Here is an 18,844-nt window from a genome sequence, read left to right on the forward strand (position 1 = left end):
TGCAAAATACGATTTCCACACGTAAAGCGGAAGTACATTTTTTATAAGGCAATCAATCTTCAGACTCGTCTTTCTTCTTCGGCAGTCTCTTAGCCTCTTTGAGGACCTTATGGAGCATCCATTCGATCTGGCCATTGGTCGATCGGAACTCATCGGCTGCCCATTTTTCTACAGCCTTCATAAGGTCTTCATTGATTCGTAAAGCAAATGCCTTTTTCTTGGCCATGACTATTTTTTTACAAAGTCCACAATAATGGCGGTCAATTCAGTACTCAAGGGTTTATCAGGATCATTGTAGGATTGCATATTCTCCAGCATTTCTCCTTCAATAGTTTTTAAGATGTGATTCATGTTGGTAATCACTTCATAGCGCGCGTCAGGCTTGGCTTTTGCCAAAATTTCTGCCTCACTCACCGCCACCTGAATGTCCTTGTCTCCATTGATTATTAACACAGGGCAGTTCAGTTTGGCAATTTCTACTGCCGGGTCGTATTTCATCCAAGACAACATAAAGGGCTGTAATTCCTTTCTAAATATAGAAGCGATGGCAGGATTGAAATTTTCCGCAACGCCAGTAGTCTTCATATCCTCAAAAGCTTGTTTAGCGCTCTCACCCCAAGCGGGAGCTTGATTTTCCAATTGATGAATGATTACTTCATCTATGGTCTGCCCAGCACCTGCTAAAGAAATATAACCGTCTGCACCTTGTTGTGCGGCCAACATGGCTACAAGTGAGCCTTGACTGTGTCCGGCGATATAGATTCGGCTGTACGCCTTGCTGTCTTGGAAGTAGGTCAGGACGGTTTTGGCATCGGCTACAAAATCATCAAAGGACAATTCAGCCTCATTGAGTTTGCCCTCGCGCAGCATGGGGAAGATGCGTTTGTCGTATCGATAACTAGCGATACCAGCGTCGCTCAAACTTTCGGCAAACATTTGCAGCGAGTTATTCTTTAAATTCGATTGATTCCCATCGCGATCCGTAGGTCCAGAGCCTTGGATCATAATAATAAGAGGGACTTGAACATTGTCATTTGGATGTACAAGCGTTCCTTCAATCAAGGGATTGATGTTGAGCTCCTCACTGATGAATTCTCCTTGCTGGGCCAAGGCCTGAGCCGTGAGAATAATGGAAAGTATGATGATCTTAATAAGCTTCATTTTGATCCTTTTTAGTGTAATAATTAATGACCGCTTCGGCCTCCTCTTTTTTACGGGTTCCGACAAGAACACGTCTACCGTTTTTAAGCTCGATCTGAATTCCTAGGTTGCCAGAGACGTTATAGGCTCTACCTGTTGACTTGCTAAAACTCACGCGATAGCCCCAACCGCCATACTCGCCAATAGGGCTGTATTCACGCACGTATAAATTCTCAATCTCGTCCCAAGACTTGTGATTCATTTTGCCCGGGAGCGGCTCAAATCCATAAGAGATGCCCTGCTCATCGATTCGCGTTTCTAATCGCAATAAGACCAACAAGTAAACGATCATACCTAGGGTGATGGCAATACTGATGCTAACAGTCATCAATGCGGAAGAGTCTACATTCTCCCAATCTGTCAGGCTTAAGACAGGCCACAAACTGATCAGCGCAACACTGATCAGCAATACTCGCAGCCAAGTCTGGTCAAATTTTTGATTTTCTACAAATACGCGCATATTAAGTATTTAAAGTTCCGGTGTTCACAACAGGAGCAGCGTCTTTATCACCGCAAAGGATCACCATTAGGTTGCTCACCATGGCAGCTTTGCGCTCTTCATCAAGCTCTACAACTTGTTTTTTGCTGAGCTCTTCTAAGGCCATTTCTACCATGCTCACCGCACCTTCCACGATCTTGTGACGAGCAGCAACAATTGCCGTAGCCTGCTGGCGCTTTAACATCGCAGAGGCGATCTCATTGGCATAAGCCAAATAGCCGATACGAGACTCCAAAACCTCGATCCCTGCAATTGCCAAACGATCGGTAAGCTCATTCTCCAAAGCTTGATTGACCTCTTGAGTGCTTGATCTCAAGGTGATCTCTTCTTCCAAACCTTCATCGGCAAAGTTGTCATAAGGGTACATGCTGGCCAATTCACGCACAGCAGCATCGGTTTGTACGCGAACAAAGTGCTCGTAATTATCTACGTCAAAAGCGGCTTTATGGGTGTCTTGTACGCGCCATACCAAAATGGTACTGATGTTTACAGGGTTCCCCAGTTTGTCATTTACCTTAAGGCGCTCACTGTCAAAGTTTCTGGCGCGTAAAGAGATCTTTTTCTTGGTGTAGAATGGGTTTACCCAAAACAGTCCATTCTTTTTAATGGTCCCAACGTATTTCCCAAAAAGCAAAAGCACACGAGAACCGTTAGGATTGATCATAACAAATCCGGGTAGCATAAAGAATCCTACAATGAGCAGTACAGCCATCCACGGGCTGCGCAATGCTACAATGCCAGCAATACCTCCAGCAATAGCCGCCAAGGTGATGAACAGCATGATGTAGCCGTTCATGGGCACAATTATTTTTTCGTTTGTCATAGTGTTAGATTTAAAATGATATCAATATGATATAATAAAAGTATCACATTTTTCGATTTCGTTACAGTTTTTTCAAAATATTTTTATTTGGCAATGGCTATCTTTGCAAAAAATGTGATCATGCGACTACGTATTTCCCTATTGGTACTCTCTTTTTTTCTAACGACTTCCATCGCTTTTGCCGATTGGGGCAAGACCGGCCACCGGGCGACCGGTGAGATAGCAACGAGCTATTTGACCCCTGAAGCACTGGCTGCTGTAAATGAGATCTTGGATTTCAAATCCCTGGCTTTGGTTTCAACCTATGCCGATGAGATCAAAAGCGACACCCTCTACAGAAAATACGGCGCATGGCACTACGTGAATTATCCGTTTGGAAGTGACTACGACGATCATCCTAAAAGTGAATACGGAGATTTGATGGTAGGTATTGATACCGCCATTTCCATGTTGAAAGATCCAAACGTGAGTAAAGAAGAGAAAGCCTTTCATTTAAAGATGCTGGTACATTTTGTCGGTGATCTTCACCAGCCACTGCATGTGGGTATTGCAGATGACCGCGGAGGTAATCGCTTTCAAGTACAATGGTTTGATGAAGGAACCAACCTGCACCGAATTTGGGATACTACTTTATTGGATTACTACAAGATGTCTTATATGGAGCTCGCGGCAACGGCGCCTTATTTAAGTCCAGAAGAGATCGATGAAGTTGCTCAAGGAACCCATTATGATTGGATGCGTGAATCCCGAGCTTTGTGTGAAGATATTTACGCCAACACTAAGGTTGGTGCCAATCTCAAATACCGCTACGCCTATATTTACATGGACAAATTGCGAATGCAGTTGCACAAGGGCGGTATCCGTTTGGCCATGATTTTAAATGAGGTTTTCGCGTAAACTTTTCTAAGACTTTCTGTGTAATTTGCTTCTACCCATGAAGCAACCTACCAACCTCACCACGTTTTTTCGCATTGTGGCCGGAATTTTAATCGGCGGTCACGGGATATACAGAATTCTTCTGCTGGAAAAATATACAGCCTTTGTAAGCGGTCAATTTGACCAGTTAATTCCTGCTGGAGCCTTGTCGGAAGCCTTGATCATGATGTTTCCGTTCTTCGAGTTTTTTGTCGGAGCTTTGATTGTTAGCAATCTTGTAATACGGGAAGCTTTGAATCTGGGAATTTATATCACACTCGTCATTATGGCCTTTCTACTCATAGGATCGCCGACCTTTCATATTTTCTATCATGTGGGAACCTTGGCCATACTGATCTGGTTAAAGTCGGCCTATCGCGCTCTACAATGGACTAAATCAGAACTCTAAAGGTGAGATTTATTCTGGGGCCGACTTCTTTTTTTGTTTTTGGAATCTGATGTTGCCAAAGGTGCTGCGTAGCTCCTTGCATCAGCAATAGACTGCCTGAATCCAAAGTCAAACTATAGGTATTCTTCTTATTCGCCTTTTCTCGAAACCTAAAATTTCTGCTCGCTCCAAAACTCAAACTGGCTATAACCGGATTCTCCCCGAGTTCCTTTTCATCATCGGCATGCCAACCGTTAGAATCATTCCCATCTCTATATAGATTGAGTAAAACGGTAGTGAAATCTACGCTACTGACCGTTTTAAGTCTATCCTTTAGCTTGAGGAGCAAGGGCGTAAAAGGTTTTGGATGCATGGTAATATTAGAGTAGGAGTAAGGCTGATCATTTTCTGCATACAGCGCGGTAAGTCTGGGTTGTTGATACACTTTTCCAAAGACTTTAATGTCGTCCTGTTGCCAAGGAGTCTGCTCCAGCAATTCTTTAAAGATGGATTCTGCCTCATCCGCAGCTATAAAGTTTGGATAATAGATCGCCTCCGCACCCGATAGCGGTAGCTTTATGGGCTCCGAATTTATTTCACTGAAAAGATCAGACATATTGCCAAGCCCAATACATCAAACCAAACTGCAAGGGTATTCTTAAGATTAAAACCCATACCGGTAACTTCATCCGCGCCTCTTTTTCTTGCAGCATGTAAATATGAACTGGAAGAAAAAGGATCAATAGCGCAATAATTCCCCAAGCAGCCACCTTGGTGGTGCCATCACTGCTAATGAGCATGAGACCAAAGACCATTTCCAGCATTCCGCTTACAATAATCAACGTGTCATGTGCCGGCAAATAAGGCGGCATTATTTTCTTATAGATCTGAGGCCACTTAAAATGAGCAGCACCGCCCGCCAAAAAGATCACGGCCAGTAAATATTGATGCCAGGGAAAGTTCATTAGGGTTTAAGGGAATTTATCCAAGCGTTAATTTTTTCTTCTAAAAGGGCCAAGGGTAAACAACCACTCTCCAAGACTTCATTGTGGAAAGACTTAATGTCAAAGTTGTCACCTAAAGCCTGTTCTGCGGTAGCGCGTAGTTCCAAGATCTTCAATTGCCCAATTTTATATGATAGGGCTTGCGCAGGCATGGCCATATAGCGCTCAATCTCTGAGGTAATGCTGGCTTCACTTTCTGCTTCATTATCCAAAGAGTATTGAATGGCCTTTTCTCGGCTCCAGCCTTTGGTGTGAATACCTGTATCTACAACCAAGCGGATGGCACGGTGCATCTCAGCGCTAAGCATTCCGAAGTACTGATAGGGATCGTCATAAAGTCCCAATTCTTTACCCAAAGATTCGGTGTAAAGCGCCCAACCTTCTCCATAAGCAGAGTACCAGAGGGTTTTGCGGAACTGCGGTAAGTTCTCATTTTCTTGAGTCAAGGAGACTTGAAAGTGATGCCCAGGAATGGCTTCGTGTAAGAACAGATCTTCATCAGAATAGATATTGTAACTGCTCACATCAGGGATTGGAACGTAGAAGATTCCGGGACGCGTGCCGTCCAAGGATCCTGGGTTGTACTGAGCACTGGCAGAGGCTTCGCGGAATTTTTCAGTTCTGCGTACCTCAAAGGCCGTTTTAGGTTGCATATCGAAGAGCTTGTCGATCTGCGGTTTCATTTTTTCGTGTATGGCGTTGAAATTGTCTATTACTTGCTGCGGATCGGTAAACGGCATCAGATCCTCATTGGTGCGCACGTGATCAAAAAATTCTTTCAAACTGCCTTCAAAACCAACTTGCGCTTTTACCTTTTCCATCTCCGCGCGGATGCGCGCCACTTCTGCCAGCCCCAATTGATGGATCTCATCCGCAGTCATGTCGGTAGTGGTGTAAAGTTTGATCAATCTGTTGTACTGCTCTGTTCCACCTGGAATGTCTGCGTAGCCTGAGGTTTCGCGACTTGCAGCTAAGTAATCCTTTTCAATATAATCGTACAACTCTGCTAATTTGGGAGAGAGCTTCTCATTGATCATCGTGGTATAGGCCGTGGTTAAACTGTCTTTTGCCGCCTGATCCATATCTTCTGGAAACATACGGATCGGACTGTAGAACAAACTCTGCGCCGCAGATTCGCTCACCAAACTCTTGATCTGTGGTAGTACTTTTTGTGTTAGTGCTCTTGGTAAAACAATACCTTCAGATACTCCTTTTTTCATATTGACTATCGCCGTATCTAAAATAGGAATCATGGCCTCCAAGCGCGTTAACCAATTAATGTAGTCTTTCTTGTTCGTAAAGGGTTGCGCGCTTTGTCCGCTTCCCAATTGGGCGAACATCAAAATAGGAGAGTTAAACTGATCAACGGGCAGCAGTTCTGCAGGAAATGCTTTTCCTTCCAAGTTGCGTTCACATTCCCAGATCAAGATTTTTTTGCTCAAGAGTTCACTTTCATTCAAGGAAGCATCATCTATGGCGCTAACAGCCTCTTTGAATTTGGTGTAATAGGCAATTTCTTTCTCCTTGAACTCCTGAGTGTAGAAGTTAGGCAGTTGATCGTTAAACCTGGCGTCGCCTTCAAAAGTGGCATTCCAAGGATAGAGGGCATAGCTCTCTGCTTTATAATCTTCTAAGATTTGTGCCAAGGCGTCAGATCCGTCTGCTGCAGGCTCTTCTTGTGCTGCTTCTTTGCAGGATAAAAGCGTGAAAAGGATAAGTGAAAAAGAAATTAGAATTCGCATCACAGTTTGGTTTAGTCTTAATGAGTTTTAAAGATACAAAAAAGCCGCCCGTTAAGGCGGCTTATCTCGTTTTGAAGATCATTATTTGATCATGTCATAACTACGTTTTATAAACTCGGTAAGCGCTTCTCCTTTGAGTAAGTTCTGGGAGAGTTTGGCCAAGTCTAAAGCCTGATTGATCAAGCGTTCTTTCTTTTTCTGGGTTTTAGTTTCCAAAATCTGACCGATCAATTCGTGATTGGTATTGACCACCAAATTGTACATCTCTGGCATATTGCCCATCCCAAACATGCCACCACCAGTCTGCTGCATTTCTTTCATGCGGCGCATAAATTCTGGTTGGGTGATCACAAAAGGATTGGCATCAGAGTCCATCGCCTCTAACTGTACGCTAAACTTATCTTGAGGGATCACCTCCGTTAGCAAGCCTGAAAGCGTTTCTTTTTGCTCGTCAGAAAGTTTAGAAATGGTCGTGTCCTCTTTTTTGATGAGGTTGTCAATATGATCTCCGTCTACACGTACAAAAGAGGTGTTCTCAAACTTGGACTCCAATTTTTGAATCAAGTGAGCTACAATTGGAGAATCCAATAACAGTACCTCATAACCTTTGGCTTTGGCCGTCTCAATATAAGCGTGTTGCGCTTCTTGATCTGAGGCGTAAAGCACTACCAGTTTGTCGTCTTTGTCCGTTTGATTGGCTTTGATCTTCTCTTTGAGTTCTTCAAAGGTGAAGTAGTTGCCATCTACCGTTGGGTACAATGCAAATTCCTGGGCTTTGTCATAAAACTTATCCTCAGAGAGCATTCCGTATTCAATGACGATTTTGATGTCGTTCCACTTTTGCTCAAAAGCCTCACGATCGTTTTTAAAGAGTGACTTGAGTTTGTCTGCTACTTTACGCGTGATATAACTGGAAATCTTCTTTACAGCGCCATCGGCTTGCAAATAGCTACGAGAAACATTCAATGGAATGTCTGGAGAATCAATAACTCCGCGCAACATGGTCAAGAATTCAGGTACAATTCCCTCTACATTGTCCGTCACAAACACTTGGTTTTGGTACAACTGAATGCGATCCTTTTGCATGTTGAGATCGTTGCTCAATTTTGGGAAATACAAGATTCCCGTCAAATTGAACGGATAGTCTACGTTTAGGTGGATGTGAAAGAGCGGTTGCTCAAACTGCATGGGGTACATCTCGCGGTAGAAATCTGCATAGTCCTTTTCTTCCAGATCTGCCGGAGCCTTTGTCCAAGCCGGGTTTGGATTGTTGACAATACGATCAACTTCTACGGTCTCTGGTTTGGCATCTTCAGCAGCGTCTTCTGGTAAAGGTAGTGTCTCTGTTTTGGTTCCGAATTTGATCGGGATCGGCATGAACTTATTGTATTTGGTCAACAGTTCCATGATGCGTCCTTCTTCTAAGAATTCGGTGGAATCCTCAGCTATGTGCAGAATGATCTCGGTTCCACGCTCGGTTTTGTCATGGGCTTCTAGGGTGTACTGTGGAGAACCATCACAAGTCCAGTGTGCTGCAGGCTCATCTTTGAAAGACTTGGTGATGATCTCTACTTTGTCAGCAACCATAAAGGCTGAGTAGAATCCCAATCCGAAGTGACCGATAATTCCAGCCTCTTCACCTTCTTGGTCTTTGTACTTTTCAATGAACTCTTCAGCTCCTGAAAAGGCGATCTGATTGATATATTTTTCAACCTCTTCTGCGCTCATCCCAATTCCTTGATCAATAATGCGCAGTTGGTTGGCGTCCTTATCGGCAATGATCTCTATCTGAGGATTGCCGTATTCTACCTTGGCTTCTCCAATAGAAGTCAAGTGTTTGAGTTTCAAAGTTGCATCTGTAGCATTAGAGATCAATTCGCGTAAAAAGATCTCGTGATCGCTGTAGAGGAACTTTTTGATCAATGGAAAAATATTTTCTACTGATACATTGATATTTCCGGTGCTCATAGTGTAGCGTTTTTCATTTTTTGACGACATACCAATAAGCAAATAAAATACCAAGCCGCCCCAGGCTGACAGCTTGTCACAAGCTGCCAAGATTTATCCTTAAATTTTGTTTAAAGTATTTTATTAAAGATTAAACATTTATTAAATTTGTACAAATTATCCACCCATGACTGCAAAGAAAAAAACCCTTACGGCCCACGAGATTACCACCAAGTATATGGAGTATGTGATGGAACACGAGCACGAGCCCGTTTCTGTCTATAAATTTTGCAAGCACGAGGATATCCCAGAAGACCAATTCTACACCGTAGCTGGTTCTTTTGAATCCTTGCGCAAGTCAATCTGGAAGCAATTCTTTGACAATGCTCACGAGGTTATGCTCAAGGCAGACGGCTACGAAGCCCTCAGTGCAAAAGACAAGATGCTCACCATGTACTACACCCTTTTTGAGGTATTGACTGCTAACCGCAGTTATGTGCTTTACAGCCTCAAAGGGAAGAAGGATAAAATGAAATCATTAAAAGAGCTCAGCGAAATGCGCAAAGCCATCAAAGAATTCTCTGGAGCATTGATCCAAGAGACCAACGATGAGAAGCAGTTGCGCATTTTAAAACATCCGGTGTCTATTTTTTCTGAAGGAGCTTGGGTACAGACGCTGTTCTTAATGAAATACTGGATGGATGACAATTCTCCAGGATTCGAGAAGACCGATGTGGCCATTGAAAAGTCGGTACGTGTGATCTTTGACGTATTTGAGACCACACCGCTGGAAAGCATCATCGACTTCGGCAAATTCCTTTGGAAGGAAAAAATGGCCTAAGCGCTTATGAACTGAGCACAAACAAAATCCTACAATAAATGAAGACCATAGATAAGATCCCTACCAATAAATTACAGCGTGCCTCAAAGCTGGTAACTACAGGGGTCAAGGTTGGAGGCAACTATCTGAAGTATTACGGCGAAAAGCTTGTAAACCCAGAGCTGACCAAGGAGAAGCTCAATGAAGACAACGCTGCAGATATTTACGACGGATTGAAACAACTCAAAGGAAGCGCCTTAAAAGTTGCGCAGATGTTGAGTATGGAAAAGAGTATTTTACCACGTGCCTATGTGGAAAAATTCTCTTTGGCCCAATTTTCAGTGCCGCCTTTATCGGCTCCTTTGGTGCGCAAGACCTTCAAGCGCTATTTTGGGGAATACCCGGAGACGCTTTACGATAAATTCAATCCAGAATCTGTCGCTGCAGCCTCTATTGGGCAAGTGCACAAGGCAGAGAAGGACGGTAAAGAGCTGGCGGTTAAGATCCAGTATCCAGGAGTTGCAGACAGTATCAGTTCCGATCTGGCTTTGGTAAAACCCGTCGCAATCAAAATGTTCAATCTCAAAGGCAAGGATTCTGCTAAGTACTTTAAAGAAGTAGAGGAGAAGCTCTTGGAAGAGACGGACTATGTCCTTGAGGTAAAGCAGAGTTTGGATATTTCTGAAGCCTGCGGACATATTGACAATCTGCGTTTCCCGAATTACTATCCAGAACTTTCTAACGAGCGCATCATTACCATGGACTTTATGAACGGCAAGCACCTCAGTGAGTTTGCTGCGCAAAATACAGACCAGGAACTGGCGGATAAACTCGGGCAAACCCTTTGGGACTTTTATATGTTCCAAATGCACCAGCTCAAAGCTGTACACGCCGATCCACATCCCGGGAACTTCTTGGTCAATGAGGCCGGAGAATTGATCGCCATTGATTTTGGTTGTATTAAAAAGGTTCCAGAAGAATTCTACACGCCTTACTTCCAATTGGCAGAACCTGGCGCAATCGCCAATGAGGAATTCTTCGCCCAAAAACTAGAAGAATTAGAGATCATTAAAGACACTGATACCCCAGATGAGCGTGTGTTCTTTACGGAGCTCTTTAAAGAAATGCTGAGTTTGTTCACCCAGCCGTTCCACCAAGAGGTCTTTGATTTCTCAGACGAGGAGTTCTTTGGTAAGATCGCAGAACTGGGCGAAAAGTACTCTAAGGATACGGACTTGCGCAAAATGAATGGGAACCGCGGTTCCAAGCACTTCTTGTACATCAATAGAACCTTCTTTGGGCTCTATAATTTACTGAACGATCTAGGTTCAACAGTCCGCATAAACAACTTCAAGGCTTTTGCGTAAGCTATATGAAACTACGCAAAAGCCTTGAATGGCTTGTTTTTATTAACCTTACTTAATTCTTAAAACTCTCGGAGCTCGTGTTGAGTTCCTGAGACTTTCTATTTTTCACATAGGTCTCTAACCAAGTGTCTTGCTCCCAAAGCAGGTGCATGATACTTTCCTTCGCGCGATAGCCATGAGATTCTTTAGGAAGCATCACCAAACGTGCTGTTGCTCCCAGTCCTTTCAAGGCGTTAAAGTAGCGCTCGCTCTGCAGTGGATAGGTTCCCGAGTTGTTGTCGGCCTCTCCGTGTACTAATAGGAGTGGTGTTTTCATTTTATCGGCATGCATGAACGGAGACATAGTGTAATAGGTCTCTGGAGAATCCCAGTAGCTGCGTTGTTCGCTTTGGAAGCCAAATGGCGTTAAGGTTCTGTTATACGCTCCAGAACGCGCAATTCCAGCGGCAAATAGATCAGAATGGCTCAACAAATTCGCCACCATAAAGGCACCGTAACTGTGTCCGCCTACACCCACACGAGTTCTGTCAATATAACCCATGGCGTCAACGGCATCGATAGCTGCTTTGGCATTGGCTACTAATTGCGGTCTAAAAGTGTCGTTAGGCTCTTGATCACCTTCACCCACAATTGGGAAGGCCGCGTCATCCAAAACCACATAACCACGAGTCACCCAATAAATAGGAGAACCGTAGTACGGATAAATGAACTCATTGGGGTTGGTGGTGCTTTGAGAAGCGCTGCTTTTGTCCTTGTATTCTCTTGGATAAGCCCAAAGGATCATTGGCATTTTCTCCTTTTTGTCCTTGTCATAACCAATAGGTAAGTAAAGAGTTCCTTCCAGATCTAAGCCGTCATCACGTTTATAGGTGATCACTTCTTTGTGAACGCCTTGTAAGCTTTTAAACGGATTCTCAAAGGAAGTCAAAGGTCTTAGTGAATTCTTCTTTTTAATGTTTCTGATGTAGTAATTAGGATATTCCGTTTGTCCTTCAATACGCACCAAGATCTCTCCTTTTTTCATATCGATGGCAGAGTACAGATTCTCCAATCTGTCGGTGTATTCAGACTGATACAGTCGCTTGGTCTTTTGTGAGGCAAGATCCATTTGATCCACAAAGGGGAATTGTCCTTCTGCAGTGTATCCGGCACCCATCAAATAGAGACTGCCTTTGTCAATGACCAAGGTATTCCAGCCCATTTCGTTCTTGCTCATCACAAACTGACCGGGATCACTGTATTGATCCTGATAGTTTCTGTCTGTGATCACTTTAGGGTCCATATTGGGTTTAGACGGATTGAACAAATACGTCTTGGTGTTTCGGGTATTCCACCAGTAGTCATAAAGTACGGCCGTTTGGTCATCTCCCCAGCTAATGCCGCTAAAGCGGTTGATTGTCTTGGTCACCATTTCTTTGCTTCCCGTAAAAGGAGCAGCCAACTGATATACATAGTCGCGATAAGGAACCTCGATGGCAGGGTCTCCCTCGTCTTGGGCTTCTGCCCAATAGAGCGTATTTGGTTTGTCGGCACGCCAGTTTAGGTTGCGCTTGCCTTTGCGTGTCGCCATGAATCCTTTGGGTTGTACTTCGTTTAGCGGTACGTCATTTACGGTAGCCACAAAGTTTCCATCGGTAGTGTAAACGGTCTCGTCATAAGGGAAACGGCTGTAAGGCACTATGTATGAGAATGGCTTTTTAATCTTGGTGATCTTGATGTATTTTCCATCCGGAGATAAACTCATTCCGCGATACATCGCCGCAGGCAAAAAGTTGCTTACTTGTCCATTTAAGTTCACCTTTTTTATTTCAGAGATGGCCAATTGCTCAAAATTGTGTTCATCATTGGGGTTCTTAAGCAGATCCTGATAGGTTCTGTTCTGCGCCTTGGCCCCATCGCTTACAGAAATAGTCGGTCCCGTGGGAACGGCCTCAGCCACATCAATAAGTGGTTTTCTGTTTTTAGGGAGCATTTTCACTAAAAGGGCATCTCCTTCTTTGAACCACCGAATGGCTCCACCCATATTGGCATTGACGCCAGCGTCGGTCAATTTGGTCACCTTAGCAGCGGCAATATCTAAGACCCACACTTCAACACCTTGATCTGTAGTATTCAAACAAGCGATTTTGCTTTCATCTGGAGACCAACTAAAACCACTCAAGCGCGGATTATTAGGTAAACCGCTAACCTGAGTAGCGTCGGCATCTTCTGTGCGCTTAACTTTTAGGTTATTGTAGAAAGTGGTGCGACTGCCTATGTTAGTCTTTGGATTGATCCTAAGACCACCCAAACGCATTTCTGGTGCAGAGAGCTCTGCAATGCTTTTAAAGGCATCTCTGTAGATCAGTACGGCAAATTCTCCTTTGGAATCAATTTGTACCGCAGGCGCTAAGGGCGCGTCAACGAGATCTAAAATTTCTTGTGGTGGTTGTTGGTATTCTAGGTTTTCTTGTGCTTGAGCCCAGCTAAAGCTCAGCAATAAGAACAGTAGAAAGAGTTTATTTTGCATGGTTGTGAATTTTCCCAAAAAGGTACTTCAAAATTTATCTAAAGCGATGTTAAAACTTCTTATGCATGCATAGTAGTTAAGTGCTTGATATTGGGGTCTCAACGCGAATAGCCGTATCTTTGCCCACTAATTTTCATTTATGTATACATCACGAATCTCCGGCTTGGGTTTCTACGTTCCTGAGCATGTGGTAACCAATGACGACCTTTCTAAAGTAATGGACACCAATGATGCCTGGATCCAAGAACGCACCGGTATCAAAGAACGCCGACACATTCTTCCTGGTGATGGAAACACTACCAGTATTATGGGAACTAAAGCAGCTCGTATTGCTATTGAACGTGCTGGAATAGACCCCAATGATATAGAACTGATCATCTTTGCCACTTTGAGTCCGGATATGTATTTCCCGGGAGGCGGAGTTCAAGTACAGGATCAATTGGGAATTGGAACGGTGCCGGCATTAGATGTTCGCAATCAATGTAGCGGCTTTGTCTATGCGCTTTCTACGGCAGATCAGTACATCAAAACCGGGATGTATAAAAATGTGCTCGTGATTGGTAGTGAGAACCACAGCGGTGGTTTGGACATGACCACACGTGGACGTGGCGTCTCTGTGATCTTTGGCGATGGCGCCGGAGCTGCTGTTGTATCTAGAAATGAAACGGGAACAGGAGGAATCCTTTCCACACACCTACATTCAGAAGGAAAGCACAAGGATGAATTGGCATTGCAAGGCCCGAGCACGGGTTACTGGGTGCCGCAGATCCTAGAAGAGAATCCGCAGGAAGACATTCCGTACTTCCCGTATATGAATGGCCAATTTGTTTTTAAAAATGCTGTTGTTCGTTTTTCTGAGGTGATCCAAGAAGGCTTGAAGGCGAATGGACTCGGCGTTGATGATATCGCTATGCTGATCCCGCATCAGGCTAATTTGCGTATCTCTCAATTCATTCAAAAGAAATTTGGGCTTGCAGACGAACAGGTCTTTAACAATATTCAAAAATACGGAAACACTACTGCTGCTTCCATTCCAATTGCACTCACCGAAGCCTGGGAAGCCGGTAAGATAAAATCTGGAGATCTTGTGGTCTTGGCTGCCTTTGGTAGTGGATTTACATGGGGTAGTGCCATAATTCGATGGGCATAAAAAAAGCGCAACCTCCTAAGGAAATTGCGCTTCTTAACATAAGTTAGGTCTTATTCAATAGGGGCCGAATAAATCTGAACGTCATTCTCATCCGTTATAGGATTGCCGTAAACAACGTATAGTTTTCCGTTAAAAATGGTGATGGCGTGAATGGTGCTTCGCTCATCGCTATCCTCAAGGTTGTCTGCTAAGACGGTAAAACTACCATCTAAGGTGTCATACACACCAAAGTTGATGTTTCTATCGTCATCAAAGGTTCCGGGTTCACCGGCCTCAACGCGCGTCTCATAAGCGACATAGATCAAATTCTCTACGCGGGCTGCATAGGTATTGAATGCAGGTTCTGGCAGATCAAAAGTTGAAGTTCCTCCTGTATCAACATCGTAAATGAAGCTTTCTGTAAAGGCTATTTCGCCAGAGAAGTCATCACGACCTCCAAAGACGTACAGTTTGTTATTGATCAATTCTGTACCTGCGTGGAAACGAGCCGCAGGCAAGGTTCCCAACACTTCTAAGGCATCGGTCAAGTAATTGTAACGCGTCACATTGGAATTTGCAGTCGCCGTGAAATCAGTCCCAACAATAAAAGCGTTGTCGTCTTGTACGGCAAGGCCAAATCGGGTTAAAACCAAACCGTGATTGAAAGAACTTACCGGATCCGCACCTAAGGCAATATCATAAGTATTCGCGAACTGCCCCCCAAAAGCGATAAGTTGATCGTCTATGATATTGAGGCGCTTGGTCACGAAATCCGATTGAAAAAAAAGATTCTCGGTTTGGGTACCGTCGGTGAAATTGTACTTCAAAATACGCTCTGGGTTTGAGGTACCGTCACTCTGCGTATCGTCACGATGCACTAAAAACAGGCTGTTCTCGCTGTAAGAGCCTATGAGTCCACCGTTTCCATCACCCATATATCCTGGAGCCAGTAAAGTCACGTCAAAAGTGAAGTTTAGACCAGCGGCCGGAGGAGCTGCATAATCTGCTTCGGTTTTCTGAGTCAAGGTGAGCAGCAAGTCTCCATCGCCTTTTGGCAAAGGTCTAATGACCGCACTCAGGCTGCCATCGTCTGCAATGCTGAATGAAATTCTACCGTCAAGGGCAGTAAGCTCAGAGCTGCTTTCCGGTTCAAACGTAATGGAGGTTTCAATGGGAGATCGGTAATAATCCCTCAAGGTTTCATCTGCCGTAGTCGCATCGGTGCGAACGTCGTTGGCAGGTCGCCATTCCAAGTTTGTACCGGAGAAAATAAACTCATCGTCCTCGATGTTAAAGTTTCCGGTCAGTTCTAGATTTCCACTAGCGGTCTCTAAAAACGCAGTTGCAATTTTCCAAGTGATGGTGTCGCCGCCGTTCAAGACATCTAGCGAGGCTTGTCGGGCTACTTCCAGATCATCATCTGTAGAACCACCATCGTCATCTGTGCCTCCGGTGGTGTCGTCGGTAGGATCGTCTTGATTGTCATCATCAGAAGAACAACCGACAAAAAGAACACCCGCAAATAGTAAAACGAGTATTCGGATTGAATAAGATTTAAAAATCATAATTATAAGGTTTTGATTCAAGCCAAAGGAACGGCAAGCGAGGCTTGAACTCAATAACCAGTACAGGGTAAAAAAAACGCCCTCCAAAGAGGGCGTTTCTATTTTTGCTTCACGGGTTCTAATACTTAAATGGCTAATTCAAATAAATTATAAACCTTGCTAGTGAGTATTATAATAGACTCATAAACGGTGCCAATGTTTCATTTGATTTATGAGTTTAACGTTTTTATAACAGAATCAGGCAGTTAGAAGATCCCTCCGCTGCCTTCTTTCTCGTCATTATCACGTCTTTTACGTGACTTTGCACGGTATTTTCCACCTCCAAAGCGGTAGTTAAGACCTACAAAGACCGTATTGCTTTCCCAGTTGAATTGCCCTTGTTGCAAGAATGGATTGTCTCCCACAAACTTAAAGCGCATGCTGTTAAAGATGTCGTTATAGTTTAAGCTGAAGGTACCTTGTCCGTCCCAAAGTGAAACTCGAGCTCCGAGGTTTACCATGACCATAGGATCTACCTCAAACTGAATGTTCTTGTTCTTTCCACGATACATTCCAAAGGCCGTAAAGGTCACGGTTTTGGTCACCTTAAAGTTGTTGATCATTCTAAAGTTATAGGCCGTGTTGGTCACCTCTACGGTGTTGGTCTCAATATTGGCTGCTGTTGGGTTTTCAATACTGCTGTCAATTTGCTCAGTGATCCCTTTTTGTTGTTGGGAGAACAGATCAAAACTCGCGTTGAAGTTCCACCATTTTGTTGGGCGGTAATTACTAGAAACCTCAAATCCATAGGCCGTGGTATTACTAAAGTTGTCAAAGGTTAAGATCACTTTGTTAACGTCCGTGCGGTCAATGAAAACTGCTCGGTTGATCTCGTCCTCAATGATTCTATAAAACACACCCGCGGTAATAGAACCTTTTCCAATATTACGCGTATAGTTCGTCTCAAAAGAGTTGGTGAACTGAGGCTCCAAGGTGGTATTACCAAAAGAGGAGATCAGCGGGGTGCTCCATTCACGGATCGGGTTTACTTGCCCTACACCCGGACGGTCCACACGACGGCTGTAGCTTACCTGGAACTGATTCTTCTCAGAAGGAGAATAGGTCACAAAAGCAGAAGGATACAGCTGCACATAATCATTGGTGAAAGCTCTTACGCTGTTGGTGTCTGCGCGAACCTCAACAGTTTCTGCGCGTGCACCGAGCTGCCAGCTCCATTTTTCGTAGTTCTTTCCAAGACTTACGTAAGCGGAATAAATATCTCGAGAGTATTCAAAGACCGTGCTCGGCGTATCGATCAGATCGCCGTTGGCGTTCAAGGTCTGTCCCGTAGAACTGTAATCGATGTCTGTATTGAACAGCCGGGCTTGCAGTCCAGCCTCCAATTTCATGCTTTCGCTCAAAGGATTGGTGTAGTCCAAGTTTACCGTCAAACGGCTTCGCTCGGTATCTACAAAGTCCATATAATCTTCTGTTGGGCTGTTGCCGCGGAAGCGGAAATTCGCATCCTCATCACTTTCAAAATCGTTGAAGTCGGCTTCCAATTCAATATTGTGACCTTCTTTAGCAAAATCCAATTTATAGTTGAAGTTATACTGCTGACTCATATTGTCAATGGCGTTGTCAAAGAGTTGACTCTGATCCAAACTCGGGTCGTCCAAGAAAAAGATATTTGTAGTTCCATCCACACCACCGTCAAATAAGTTCTGATTGGTGAAGAAGGATAGGGTATTCTTTTCATTCAAATACACATCCACACCTACTTTAAAGAGGTTGGATTTGTTGTTGTCTAGAAAGTTGAACTGCTGATCGGAATTGTCATTCGGTCTAAAAATATTACCGAAGTTCTCATTCTTGGCGTAATTCCCTCCGTAACTTCCGTAAAGGTTGAACTTTCCGTTTCTGTAGTTGAGGTTGACTCCGGTGTTGAATTTAGCCTGACGCTGATAGGTCAAACCTACATTGATGTCACCATTGAAACCGACCAAAGCGTTCTTCTTCAATACGATATTGATGATACCACTCATTCCTTCTGGATTGTACTTCGCAGATGGATTGGTGATCAGCTCAATTTTCTCAATAGAGGTTGATGGGATCTGTCGCAATAACTGCGCTGCAGGTACATTGGTCAATTTGCCGTCTACCATTACTTGTACGTTTTGGTTTCCGCGTAAGGCAATAGCACCGGTTTGTTGGTCCACACTTACAGAAGGCAAGTTGTTCATAATGTCTGAAGCCGTCGGGCCTGCCGTAGTGAGGTCTCTACCCACAGTGATCACCTTCCTATCGAGCTTCTGCTCGATGGTGGTGCGCTCTGCGGTAACGACAACTTCATCTAGGGATTCCACATCTTCTTCCAAGTCCACTCGGCCCAGATCAACCTTGCGGTTGGCTCTGGAGATCTCCACTTGTTTGATGTAATTCTTGTAGCCTATATATTGGATATCGACCTTGACGTTCCCTACGGGAATGTCTTTGATCTCAAATTGTCCATTATCATCGGTGATGCCCCCAGTGATCACTTGATTGTTCATGTCCATTATGGCCACGGTCACGTAAGGGATAGGTTCTTGAAGGTTCTTATCGTAAACTACTCCGCTAATAGTTCCAATCTTTTCTGTGTCTGGATTAGGTTCGGAATAGGCAAAAAGGGGTAGGCATAGCAATAGCCATACTGCTAACTGTTTCATTTTTCGATTGTTTGATTGATGATGAATAATACAACCTTTTCCAGCAGGCCTTCGCCAGAAAAAGTTATGTCAATAAGACTGCTGAGATTAATTCTTGTTACAAGAAAAATTCATTTTAACATTTCTTATATAGAAGGGTCATAAAAGAACAAACCCGGTCTTGAGAAAGACCGGGTCTGAGACCTTACTGCAATAATTAACACTAACCATCAACGTAAAAAATTGTAGCAGTAAGAAAGAAATATTTCT

General features: G+C 43.9%; 16 protein-coding genes. 5 read left to right on the plus strand and 11 right to left on the minus strand.

Going from position 1 to position 18,844, the window contains the following annotated elements; all coding sequences use genetic code 11:
- Positions 1-52: 52 nt before the first annotated feature.
- The 4 genes from POW22_RS12255 to POW22_RS12270 are packed head-to-tail and all read right to left on the minus strand — an operon-like array spanning position 53 to position 2,522.
- A complete protein-coding gene (locus POW22_RS12255; protein ID WP_272832996.1) occupies positions 53-226 on the minus strand; it encodes a type II toxin-antitoxin system antitoxin in 174 nt (57 codons plus the stop codon).
- Between the two features lie 2 nt (positions 227-228).
- Positions 229-1,161: an alpha/beta hydrolase gene (locus tag POW22_RS12260; protein WP_272832997.1), complete on the minus strand. Its 933-nt coding sequence runs from the start codon at positions 1,159-1,161 to the stop codon at positions 229-231.
- A complete protein-coding gene (locus POW22_RS12265; RefSeq protein ID WP_272832998.1) occupies positions 1,148-1,660 on the minus strand; it encodes a hypothetical protein in 513 nt (170 codons plus the stop codon). The genes POW22_RS12260 and POW22_RS12265 overlap by 14 nt, the downstream gene beginning before the upstream one ends.
- Position 1,661: 1 nt before the next feature.
- Positions 1,662-2,522: an SPFH domain-containing protein gene (locus POW22_RS12270; protein WP_272832999.1), complete on the minus strand. Its 861-nt coding sequence runs from the start codon at positions 2,520-2,522 to the stop codon at positions 1,662-1,664.
- Positions 2,523-2,642: 120 nt separating this feature from the next.
- Between POW22_RS12270 and POW22_RS12275 the strand changes: the two genes are divergently transcribed.
- Positions 2,643-3,419: a S1/P1 nuclease gene (locus POW22_RS12275; RefSeq protein WP_272833000.1), complete on the plus strand. Its 777-nt coding sequence runs from the start codon at positions 2,643-2,645 to the stop codon at positions 3,417-3,419.
- A gap of 37 nt (positions 3,420-3,456) precedes the next feature.
- The gene (locus POW22_RS12280; protein WP_272833001.1) at positions 3,457-3,846 is read left to right on the plus strand and encodes a hypothetical protein; all 390 of its coding nucleotides are present in this window, start codon (positions 3,457-3,459) and stop codon (positions 3,844-3,846) included.
- Here POW22_RS12280 and POW22_RS12285 read toward each other — a convergent pair.
- From POW22_RS12285 to htpG, 4 genes are all read right to left on the minus strand, one after another.
- Positions 3,830-4,441 carry an alpha-ketoglutarate-dependent dioxygenase AlkB family protein gene (locus tag POW22_RS12285; protein ID WP_272833002.1) on the minus strand — a complete coding sequence of 204 codons (612 nt, stop codon included), beginning with the start codon at positions 4,439-4,441 and terminating at the stop codon, positions 3,830-3,832. The genes POW22_RS12280 and POW22_RS12285 overlap by 17 nt on opposite strands.
- A complete protein-coding gene (locus POW22_RS12290) occupies positions 4,434-4,790 on the minus strand; it encodes a DoxX family protein (protein ID WP_272833003.1) in 357 nt (118 codons plus the stop codon). The genes POW22_RS12285 and POW22_RS12290 overlap by 8 nt, the downstream gene beginning before the upstream one ends.
- Positions 4,790-6,571, minus strand: a complete 1,782-nt coding sequence (locus tag POW22_RS12295; protein WP_272833004.1) for a DUF885 domain-containing protein — start codon at positions 6,569-6,571, stop codon at positions 4,790-4,792. The genes POW22_RS12290 and POW22_RS12295 overlap by 1 nt, the downstream gene beginning before the upstream one ends.
- Positions 6,572-6,652: 81 nt before the next feature.
- Positions 6,653-8,539: a molecular chaperone HtpG gene (htpG, locus tag POW22_RS12300; protein ID WP_272833005.1), complete on the minus strand. Its 1,887-nt coding sequence runs from the start codon at positions 8,537-8,539 to the stop codon at positions 6,653-6,655.
- A 166-nt stretch (positions 8,540-8,705) separates the two neighbouring features.
- Here htpG and POW22_RS12305 point away from each other — a divergent pair, with 166 nt between their 5' ends.
- The gene (locus tag POW22_RS12305) at positions 8,706-9,359 is read left to right on the plus strand and encodes a TetR family transcriptional regulator C-terminal domain-containing protein (RefSeq protein WP_272833006.1); all 654 of its coding nucleotides are present in this window, start codon (positions 8,706-8,708) and stop codon (positions 9,357-9,359) included.
- 38 nt (positions 9,360-9,397) lie between these two features.
- The gene (locus tag POW22_RS12310; protein ID WP_272833007.1) at positions 9,398-10,705 is read left to right on the plus strand and encodes an ABC1 kinase family protein; all 1,308 of its coding nucleotides are present in this window, start codon (positions 9,398-9,400) and stop codon (positions 10,703-10,705) included.
- Between the two features lie 52 nt (positions 10,706-10,757).
- Here POW22_RS12310 and POW22_RS12315 read toward each other — a convergent pair whose 3' ends face one another.
- Positions 10,758-13,214: a S9 family peptidase gene (locus tag POW22_RS12315; RefSeq protein WP_272833008.1), complete on the minus strand. Its 2,457-nt coding sequence runs from the start codon at positions 13,212-13,214 to the stop codon at positions 10,758-10,760.
- A 139-nt stretch (positions 13,215-13,353) separates the two neighbouring features.
- Between POW22_RS12315 and POW22_RS12320 the strand changes: the two genes are divergently transcribed.
- A complete protein-coding gene (locus POW22_RS12320) occupies positions 13,354-14,364 on the plus strand; it encodes a 3-oxoacyl-ACP synthase III family protein (protein WP_272833009.1) in 1,011 nt (336 codons plus the stop codon).
- 50 nt (positions 14,365-14,414) lie between these two features.
- Here POW22_RS12320 and POW22_RS12325 read toward each other — a convergent pair whose 3' ends face one another.
- Both POW22_RS12325 and POW22_RS12330 read right to left on the minus strand, forming a co-directional pair.
- Complete coding sequence (locus tag POW22_RS12325; RefSeq protein ID WP_272833010.1) at positions 14,415-15,908, minus strand: Kelch repeat-containing protein; 1,494 nt, start codon at positions 15,906-15,908, stop codon at positions 14,415-14,417.
- A gap of 245 nt (positions 15,909-16,153) precedes the next feature.
- Positions 16,154-18,595, minus strand: coding sequence for a TonB-dependent receptor (locus POW22_RS12330; RefSeq protein WP_272833011.1), 2,442 nt, complete (start codon positions 18,593-18,595; stop codon positions 16,154-16,156).
- Positions 18,596-18,844: the final 249 nt, after the last annotated feature.

This window comes from Gilvibacter sediminis (assembly GCF_028561565.1).
Classification (GTDB): Bacteria; Bacteroidota; Bacteroidia; order Flavobacteriales; family Flavobacteriaceae; genus Gilvibacter; species Gilvibacter sediminis.